This window comes from Nostocoides japonicum T1-X7 (assembly GCF_001046855.1).
In the GTDB taxonomy this organism is placed as follows: domain Bacteria; phylum Actinomycetota; class Actinomycetes; order Actinomycetales; family Dermatophilaceae; genus Nostocoides; species Nostocoides japonicum.
Map to the genome: position 1 here is coordinate 4403837 of NZ_HF570958.1, position 9089 is coordinate 4412925.

General features: G+C 71.6%; 9 protein-coding genes. 2 read left to right on the plus strand and 7 right to left on the minus strand.

All coding sequences use genetic code 11. The features are described from left to right. Together helR and glnA are read right to left on the minus strand one after the other, a co-directional pair. The coding region (gene helR / locus BN12_RS20020; RefSeq protein ID WP_268807021.1) for an RNA polymerase recycling motor ATPase HelR at positions 1–1337 on the minus strand (1337 nt) is incomplete at its 3' end. 311 nt (positions 1338–1648) lie between these two features. Further along, the gene (gene glnA / locus BN12_RS20025) at positions 1649–3070 is read right to left on the minus strand and encodes a type I glutamate--ammonia ligase (RefSeq protein ID WP_048555247.1); all 1422 of its coding nucleotides are present in this window, start codon (positions 3068–3070) and stop codon (positions 1649–1651) included. 282 nt (positions 3071–3352) lie between these two features. Between glnA and BN12_RS20030 the strand changes: the two genes are divergently transcribed. After that, complete coding sequence (locus BN12_RS20030) at positions 3353–3763, plus strand: RDD family protein (protein ID WP_235432474.1); 411 nt, start codon at positions 3353–3355, stop codon at positions 3761–3763. A 94-nt stretch (positions 3764–3857) separates the two neighbouring features. Here the strand turns inward: BN12_RS20030 and BN12_RS23495 are convergent, their stop codons facing one another. From BN12_RS23495 to lipB, 5 genes are all read right to left on the minus strand, one after another. Beyond that, a complete protein-coding gene (locus tag BN12_RS23495) occupies positions 3858–4472 on the minus strand; it encodes a PadR family transcriptional regulator (RefSeq protein ID WP_053080128.1) in 615 nt (204 codons plus the stop codon). Then, on the minus strand, positions 4469–5341 hold the full coding sequence (locus BN12_RS20040; protein ID WP_048555249.1) for a DUF4097 family beta strand repeat-containing protein: 873 nt from the start codon (positions 5339–5341) through the stop codon (positions 4469–4471). Before BN12_RS20040 ends, BN12_RS23495 begins: the two co-directional genes overlap by 4 nt. Positions 5342–5720: 379 nt before the next feature. Continuing rightward, positions 5721–6446, minus strand: a complete 726-nt coding sequence (locus BN12_RS20045) for a DUF4191 domain-containing protein (RefSeq protein WP_083454796.1) — start codon at positions 6444–6446, stop codon at positions 5721–5723. Positions 6447–6522: 76 nt separating this feature from the next. Then, positions 6523–7548: a lipoyl synthase gene (gene lipA, locus BN12_RS20050; protein WP_048555251.1), complete on the minus strand. Its 1026-nt coding sequence runs from the start codon at positions 7546–7548 to the stop codon at positions 6523–6525. Between the two features lie 62 nt (positions 7549–7610). After that, positions 7611–8240, minus strand: a complete 630-nt coding sequence (gene lipB / locus BN12_RS20055) for a lipoyl(octanoyl) transferase LipB (RefSeq protein WP_048555252.1) — start codon at positions 8238–8240, stop codon at positions 7611–7613. 84 nt (positions 8241–8324) lie between these two features. On the opposite strand from lipB, the gene BN12_RS20060 reads away from it, so the two are divergent. Beyond that, positions 8325–9089 (plus strand): serine/threonine-protein kinase (locus BN12_RS20060; protein ID WP_157635757.1); only part of this gene is annotated, 765 nt, incomplete at its 3' end.

Consider the following 9089-nt stretch of genomic DNA (forward strand, 5'->3'; position numbering starts at 1 on the left):
AGGAGCGGCAGGTCCGCGACGGTCCACGCCTGGGCGTCCGCACGCTGCAACGCCGTGACGTCGGCGGAGCTCAGCCATGGTGCGCACCTGCGCAGGTAGGCCGGCACCGACCAGAGGTCCGCGACGAGATCGGTCGCCTCGATGACCGGCCAGGCCCGGTTGAAGGTCGCCTGGAGCTCCTCGTTGCGCTCGAGGGACCGGCGGAACAGGTCGGCCGAGACCTCCTCGTCGTCCACCTTGTCGAGGAGCATCGCGACGAGCGCGTCCCAGACCTGCTCGCGCGCCTCGTTGTGGGGTGTCCCCGGCTCCGCCGCGTCGAAGGCAGCGGCCCAGTCGTGGGTGCTGAGCCAGATCTCCGACCAGCTCGTCTCCACCTCCATCCCCGTCGTCGGCTGCTCCTCGTAGAAGGTCACCGCCGCCTCGATCGCCTCCGTCGCCAACCGGGACGACGACTTCAGCCGGGCGACCAGAGGATCGGTCTCGGCTCGCGCCGAGACACCCTCGGGGACCAGCTCGCGCAGCGTGCACGTCCGAACCCCCTCCTCGCCGAGACTCGGGAGGACGTCGCCGACGTAGGCGAGGTAGGGCTCGGACGGCCCGACGAAGAGCACCCCGCCGCGACGGTGGCCCAGGCGAGGGTCGGAGTAGAGGAGGTACGCCGTCCGGTGGAGCGCGACGACCGTCTTGCCCGTGCCGGGCCCGCCGTCGACGACGAGGGCGCCGCGCGAGCCGGCGCGGATGATGGCGTCCTGGTCGGCCTGGATGGTGCCGAGGACGTCCCGCATCCGCGGCGACCTCGTGCCGCCGAGGCTGGCGATGAACGCGGACTGGTCGTCGAGCGCGGCGTTGTCGACGAGGCCCTCGGCCGTGAACACCTCGTCCCAGTAGTCGGTGACCCGGCCGAGGGTCCAGCGGTACCGGCGCCGGCTCCGCAGGCCCATCGGGTTGGCGTGGGTCGCCCCGAAGAACGGCTCGGCGACCGGGGACCGCCAGTCGACGAGGACGCGGCGACCCTCGCGGTCGGTGAGGCCGAGACGTCCGACGTAGACGGGCTGCGGGTCCTCGGCGCCGACCATCCGTCCGAGGCACAGGTCGAGCCCGAACCGCCGCAGGGTTCGCAGGCGGCCGGCCAGCCGGTGGGTCTCGAGGTCTCGCTCGAGCAGGTCCTGGGCGCCGCCTCCGGTCCTGCGCACGGCGTCGAGCCGGCCGGACAGCTCGGCGATCGACTCCTCGAGGGCCCCCTCGATGGCGGCGAAGTGTGCCTCGTCGTCGGCGATGAGCGCTGGGTCCGCCTTGTGGGCGAGTCGCTCGGGGAGGTCGAATGCGTTGGTGGTCATGGGGTTCACAGCATCGGCTCCGTCCTGAGGCGCGGTGGGCGGACGTCGGTTCGACGCCTGCCCACCGCGGCCCGGCACTCGCCGAGCGCGGCCTCGGCCCGCGATTCTGCGCCACGACGGGGGGCTTGCCGCAAGCCCCCCGATGCGTTATACGTTGAAAGTAGAGGGGGAGTTCGGTCGAGGTGAGGGGCGACCGCAACGGCGGCTCCCGCATACCGTGATCCCCAACACTCGGACGGAGAAGTTGCGCCCGGACGGAGGAATTCCTCCGTCCGGGCGCAACTTCTCCGTCCGACCTGGGTCAGATCCGCTCAGAGGTCGTAGTACATCTCGAACTCGTGGGGGTGCGGGCGGAAGCGGATCGGGTCGACCTCGTTGAGGCGCTTGTAGTCGATCCAGCTCGCGATGAGGTCGGCGGTGAAGACGTCGCCCTCGAGGAGGAACTCGTGGTCGGCCTCGAGCGCGTCGAGGACCTCCGGCAGGGAGCCCGGGACCTGGGGGATCGCGTCGTGCTCCTCCGGCGGCAGCTCGTAGAGGTCCTTGTCGACCGGCTCCGGGGGCTCGATGCGGTTCCGGATGCCGTCGAGGCCGGCCATGAGCTGCGCGGCGAAGCACAGGTAGGGGTTGCTCGACGGGTCGGGCACGCGGAACTCGATCCGCTTGGCCTTCGGGCTGTCGCCGGTGATCGGGATGCGGACGCACGCCGAGCGGTTCCGCGCCGAGTAGACGAGGTTGACGGGTGCCTCGTAGCCGGGGACGAGACGGTGGTAGGAGTTCACCGTCGGGTTGGTGAAGGCGAGGACCGCGGGGGCGTGCTTGAGCAGGCCACCGATGTACCACCGGGCGATGTCCGACAGGCCGCCGTAGCCGCGCTCGTCGTAGAACAGCGGCTCGCCGTCCTTCCAGAGCGACTGGTGGGTATGCATACCGGAGCCGTTGTCGCCGAAGATCGGCTTGGGCATGAAGGTCGCGGACTTGCCGAAGGCGAAGGCGGTGTTCTTCACGACGTACTTGAACTTCATGACGTCGTCGCCGGCGAGGAGCAGCGTGTTGAACCGGTAGTTGATCTCCTGCTGCCCCGCGGTGCCCACCTCGTGGTGGCTCCGCTCGACGGCGAGGCCGACGTCCTTGAGGTTGAGGCAGACCTTGTCGCGGAAGTCGGCGAAGTGGTCGACCGGCGGGACGGGGAAGTAGCCGCCCTTGTAGCGCGTCTTGTAGCCGAGGTTGGGCTGCTCGTCGCGGCCGGTGTTCCAGGCCGCCTCGACGGACTCGATGAAGTAGTAGCCGGCGTTCTGCTTCGTCTCGAAGCGGACGTCGTCGAAGACGTAGAACTCCGCCTCGGCGCCGAAGTACGCCGTGTCGGCGATGCCGGTCGACTTCAGGTATGCCTCGGCCTTGGCGGCGATGTTGCGCGGGTCGCGGCTGTAGTCCTCGCCCGTGAACGGGTCGACGATCGAGAAGTTCATGATGAGGGTCTTCTCGGCGCGGAACGGGTCGAGGTAGGCCGTCGTCGGGTCCGGGATGAGCTTCATGTCCGACTCGTGGATGGCCTGGAAACCACGGATCGAGGAGCCGTCGAACATCTGGCCGTTGGTGAAGAAGTCGATGTCGACGGTCTCGGCGGGCACGTTGAAGTGCTGCATGACGCCGGGCAGGTCGCAGAACCGGACGTCGACGAACTTGACGTCCTCGTCGGTGATGAATGCCAGGGCTTCCTCAGCGTTGCTGAACAATCCAAACCTCCTGCAGAAGGGGTGTGTGGGCGCGCGGAGCCGGCCACGCCGCCGGACAGATGCGTCGAGCGAGACAGTAGGCCGGGGGCATGACGCCCCCATGACCCTGATGTTTCGCCGGTGTAACGGCGCGCGCCTTGTCGAGAGGTGCGGACCCGGGTGGGCAGCCCGAGTATGCCGTCCCACCGGGTCGGTGGGGGAGCGTCACGCCGGGGTGTGAGACGGAACCCGGCGGCCGGGCCGCCCGCAGGCGGCGCCGGCACGCGGCATACCCTGCCTGTCGTGACGACGAGCGCCTACCCGGGGGAGCGGTTCGGGCTCCCCGCGGACGGGCCCGGATCGGTGGGTGGCGTCGGGCGCCGCCTCGCGGCCGTCGTCGTCGACTGGCTCCTGTGCATGCTCGTCGCGACCGGGCTCTTCCACGTCGCGTGGGGCGCGACCGGCGGCGACGCGTTCGTGCCGCTCGCCGTCTTCGCCGTCGAGAACCTCGTCCTCGTGGCGTTCACCGGCTCCACGATCGGGCACCGGCTGCTCGGGCTGCGGGTCGGGTCGCTCGGCCGCCCGACGATGTCCCCCGTCCAGGTCCTCGTCCGGACCGTGCTGCTCTGCCTGTTCATCCCCGCGATCATCTGGGACCGGGACGGCCGCGGGCTGCACGACCGGGCCGCGGGGACGGTCGTCGTGCGGCGCTGAGACACGCGGTCGGCCCGTCGGCCGGTATGCCGTGAGGGCCGCCCCGTGGGTCAGGGCGAGGACGACGAGCCCCCGGGAGGCGACCCACACGGGATCAGGCCCGATCCGCCGAGCTGCGGACGACGTCGCGGATCCGCTGCGTCGCGTCCGTCACGATGCTCGCGATCTCCATGAGCTGGGCCGTCGTCAGCGTCTTGCGCTTCCAGGCCTGCCGCGCCTCGGTGCGGAGCTCGGCGACGGACCGCTCGACGTCGGAGATGACGTGGGCGTCGGCCTTGTCGTACCGCTGGTAGCCCGCACCGCCCGCCGGGACGGCGCTCGCCCGAGCGGCCCGGGCCGCCTCGCGCAGCTCGCTGCGGAGGTCCCGCGCCTCGTCGCGGACCCGGGCGCGCACCTCGTCGGCCAGCTCCCGGACGGAGTGGTCGAGGTCGGACTCGAGGTCGACGAGATCGGCCTGCCGGTCGTGCACCTCGGCCCGCCCCGCCTCGGTGATCCGGTACACGGCCTTGCGCCCTTCGTCGGTGCGCTCGACGAGTCCCTCCTCCTCGAGCTTGGCCAGGCGGGGGTAGACGGTGCCGGCGCTCGGGGAGTACAGCCCGTTGAACCGCTGCTCGAGGGCCTGGATGACCTCGTACCCGTGCCGGGGACCCTCGTCGAGGAGGGCGAGGAGGTAGAGGCGCAGCTGGCCGTGGGCGAAGACGGGGCTCATCGCGAGCCCTCCCGCCCCGCGACGGTGCCCTTGAGGAGGACGACGTCGCCGCTCACGGCGGTGGCCCGGATCCGCATCCCGCCGTCTCCCTCCCGCAGGTGCTTGGAGCGGTCCCGGTGCGCACGGGCCGAGGAGGACTGGCCGCCGGCCACGACCTGCCCGGAGGCGCTCGTCGCGCTGACGTCGAACCCGGCATACGGCGCGCGCACCGTGACGTTCCCCGACACGGACGTGGAGGCGATCTCGGCCGCGGGGTTCGTCAGGTCGAGGGCGACGTCGCCGGAGATCGTGTTGATCCGGACCGAGCTCAGGTCGCTCGACTGCGCGGTGACGCCGCCGGAGACCGCGTTGACCTTGAGGTTCCCCTCGATGCCGCGGCACTCGACCTCGCCGCTCACCGTGTTGACGTCGACGGCTCCCCGCAGGTCGTCGAGGCTCATCGAGCCCGACACGGTGCCGACGCTCACCGAGTTCGCCACGCCCGAGACGAGCGCCGACGCGCTGACGGTGCGGATCCGGACCTCGCACTCCACGGGCACCGAGATCGACAGGCGAGCCCGGTGCTTGTCGATGCCGGAGAGCTTCGCGCCGAGGAAGCCGAAGAACCCGGCCGCTCCGCGCGAGCCCCACAGCTCGGCGAGGGTGCTGCCGACGGGCAGGTGGACGATCCGCAGCCGCGTGCCGTCCCAGTCGACCTGGAGCGGCGCCCCCTCGACCGCGTGCACCTCGACGCGAGCGGTCGGCGAGTCGCCGTGGGTCACGACGTCGAGGTCGCCGCCGACGAGGCTCACCTCGAGCCGCGCGACGTGCTCGCCGTCGTCGCCGACGTCGATGACCCTCGGCCCGTCGATCGTCCAGGTCTGTGCCATGGCCCCTCCTCCGGGGTGGTGCGGATCGCACTATGCGGTGGGTATCGCGCTATATCGCGTTGCCGATAAACACGCTATATCGCGTCTCTCGCTCCCGTCAACCACCGTGCTCGCTCTATGGGGTCGCCCGATCGAGCTTTATCGGGTCACCCGATAAAGCTCGTCGGATCGCCGCCGCCCTCGGCCTCGTCGGGTCCGCCCGGCAGTGTTATCGGGTCACCCGACAACACTGAGCCTCACCCGACAACGCTTGTCGGGTGAGGCTCAGTGTTCCGGGGTCACCCGATAAAGCTGCGGGGCGGCGGCCCGGGAAGGGGAAGGGGGAGGGGGAGGGGGAAGGGGAAGGGGAAGGGGACGGGGTGACGGCGAACCGGCGGGGCTACTTGCCGCGCATGGCCTTGCGGTCGACGCGTACCCGCGTCGGGTCGACCCCCGCAGGGATCGGGGGACGCATCCCGCCGAGCGACCGCAGCCGCTTGTTGACGACCGCCGTCTCCTCCTTGGTGAGGACCGGCTTCATCCGGGTCAGCTTGTTCGACACCTTCCGCAGCGACAGGTCGCCGGCCGCCTCGTCGTCGCCGACGTAGAAGCTCTGGAGGGGGACGCCGGGGGTGACGCGCGCGACCTTCTTGGCCTCCGCCTTCAGGAGCGCCTCGGCCCGTGACCGCGGGCCCTCGGCGAGCAGGACGATCCCGGGGCGGCCGAGGGCGCGGTAGACCATCGCGGCGCCGGACAGGTCGGTCGGCTTGGTGCCACGCTGGGCGTCCATCGCGACCGGCTCCGGGCTCGCATACCAGCCGCGCTTGCCCATCCCCTGCAGAGCCGCTCCCACGGCGCCCGGGCGACCCTCGAGGTTGTCGTACATGGCCTTGTTGCCGCGCCGGTTGAGGATGAACGTCGCGGCGAGGAGGCCGGCGGGGATCGACACGATGAGCGCGTAGATCCAGTGGCCGAGGGCGAACCCGATCCCGGTGATGACCAGGACGGTGAGGAGGAAGGCACCGATCATCCACCACGTGACCGCGGGGTCGAGGCTCTTGATGGCCTTGTAGCCGTCGCGGACGGCGGCGAGGCGGCCGGGCTTCTTGTCGGTGGACTCGGACACGGGGATCGTCGCGCCTTTCGGAGGTGTCGGTGTCACCGCCGGACGGTCACGAATGCCGGGCGGCGGGCTCGACTTCCTAGGATACGGCGCCGCGGTCCCGGGCGAGCAATGCCGACGCCTCCTGCCGGGCGGGGTCGGAGGCCGCCTCGGCGAGGTGGGCGAGATGCTCGGGGATCGGGCGGCCCCACGTGCGCATGGCCTGGACCCAGAGTCGGCCGGCGCGGTAGGAGGACCGGACGAGCGGGCCGGCCATGACGCCCTTGAAGCCGGTCTCGGTGGCGACCTCGCTCCAGTGGACGAACTCCTGCGGCTTGACCCACCGGTCGATCGGGTGATGGCGCGGGGAGGGTCGCAGGTACTGGGTGATGGTGAGGATGTCGCAGCCGGTGTCGTGGAGGTCGCGGATCGCCTGCTCGATCTCGTGGTCCTCCTCGCCCATCCCGAGGATGAGGTTCGACTTGGTCACGAGGCCGGCGTCGCGGGCCATCGTGAGGACGCGCAGGGACTTGTCGTAGGTGAAGGCCGGGCGGATCCGCTTGAAGATCCGGGGAACCGTCTCCAGGTTGTGGGCGAACACCTCGGGACGGGCGTCGAAGACCTGGCCGACGAGCTCGGGGACGGCGCCGAAGTCGGGAGGAAGGATCTCGACGCCGGTCGAGGGGTTGAGGGCGTGGATCTGCCGGACCGTCTCGGCGTAGAGCCAGGCCGCGCCGTCGGGCTGGTCGTCACGCGCCACGCCGGTCACCGTCGAGTAGCGCAGTCCCATCCGGCGGACCGACTCGGCGACGCGGCGCGGCTCGTCGCGGTCGAGCGGCTGGGGCCGGCCGGTCGCGATGTCACAGAAGTCGCAGCGCCTCGTGCACGTGTCCCCTCCGATGAGGAAGGTCGCCTCCTTGTCCTCCCAGCACTCGAAGATGTTGGGGCAGCCGGCCTCCTGGCAGACGGTGTGCAGGCCCTCGCGCTTCACCATGGCGTGGAGCGCGGTGTACTCCGGACCCATCCGGGCCGTCGTGCGGATCCACTCCGGCTTGCGCTCGATGGGGGTCTCGGCGTTGCGCGCCTCGACGCGCAGCAGCCGCCGTCCCTCCGGTGCGATCGTCACCGGTCCACCCTAACGCCGCGGTTGCGCCGTCCGGCGGTCGAGGTGGGCGATGGCCACGTGCGTCAGCCGAGGAGATCGCTCAGGTGCTTCTCGGCATACGGGAGGACGTCCTGGACGGTGACCGGGCGGCCGGCCTCGAGCGACAGCGACGTGACGCCGGCGTCGGGGATGCCGCAGGGGACGATCCGGTCGGCCCAGGACAGGTCGCAGTCGCAGTTGAGGGCGAAGCCGTGCATCGTCACGTCGCGGCTCACCCGGATGCCGATCTGCCCGATCTTGCGCTCGGGTCCCCTGTCGTCGGCCGCGATCCAGGCCCCGCTGCGCCCCCGGACCCGCGTCGCGGCGACCCCGAACTCGGCGCACACCTCGATCATCATCTGCTCGAGCCGGCGGACGTAGGCGACGACGTCGACGGGGGAGGGCAGGTGGACGATGGGGTACCCGACGAGCTGGCCGGGGCCGTGCCAGGTGATCTTGCCGCCGCGGTCGACGTCGATGACCGGGGTCCCGTCGAACGGCCTCTCGTGGGGCGCGGTGCGCTTGCCCGCCGTGTAGACGGCCGTGTGCTCGAGGAGGAGGGTCGTGTCGGGCTCGGTCCCCTCGACGACGGCGGCGTGGACCTCGCGCTGACGCGCCCAGGCCTCCTGGTAGTCGACGGTGGCGGGGGCGAAGCCGAGGTGCTCGAAGCGCATACGGACACCGTATGCCCACCGCCCGGCCGGGTCGCCTGTGGATAACTTTTCGACGGGTCGCGGCCGTTCTGCCACGGTGGGCTCATGGAGGCGACGACGGCGCCGGTGGTCCCGGGGTACGCCATGGGTGCGCTCCTCGGCCGAGGGAGCAGCGCGACGGTGTGGGCGGCACGGCGGATCGGCGACGGCCGGCCGGTCGCCATCAAGGTCGTGCCCGGCGCAGCCGGCGTCCACGACGCCGGAGTCCGCGAGCTCGGGGTGCTGCGCGGCGTCCGCGGGGAGCACCTCGTCGCGCTCGTCGACGCGGTGCCGGTGCGCGACCCCGAGGGCCTCGCCCTCGTCATGGAGCGGTTCGACGGCGGCTCGCTCGCACAGGTCGTCGCCGCCCGGGGGCGGCTCACCGACGGCGAGGTCGTCACCGTCCTCTCCCCGGTGGCCGCGGCACTCGGTTCCCTCCACGCACAGGGGATCGTCCACGGGGACGTGGCACCGGGCAACGTCCTCTTCGACGCCTCCGGCCGGCCCGCGCTCGCCGACCTCGGCCTCGCGCACGTCGTGGGGGAGCGCAGCGACGAGGCCTGGGGCACCGAGGGTTTCGTCGCACCCGAGGTCGTCACCGGGTCCGCTCCGACGCCGGCCTCCGACGTGTATGCCGTGGGCGCCCTCGCCTGGCTCGCGGTCACCGGGGGCGCGCCGGGGCCGTCGTACCTGCGGCCGTCGGCCGCGACCCTCACCGGCGTGGATCCCGCCGTCGCCGCGATCATGGATCGATGCCTCGCCGCCGATCCGGGCGCACGGCCGGACGCCGTCGAGGCGGCGAACGCCTTGTATGCCGCGGCCCCGGCCGAG

Excerpts from the sequence above, each read along its gene's own strand:
- BN12_RS23495 (WP_053080128.1), bottom strand. The coding sequence starts at position 4,472 with ATGAGCCCCGTCTTCGCCCACGGCCAGCTGCGCCTCTACCTCCTCGCC.
- BN12_RS20040 (WP_048555249.1), bottom strand. The coding sequence starts at position 5,341 with ATGGCACAGACCTGGACGATCGACGGGCCGAGGGTCATCGACGTCGGC.
- lipB (WP_048555252.1), bottom strand. The coding sequence starts at position 8,240 with ATGCGCTTCGAGCACCTCGGCTTCGCCCCCGCCACCGTCGACTACCAG.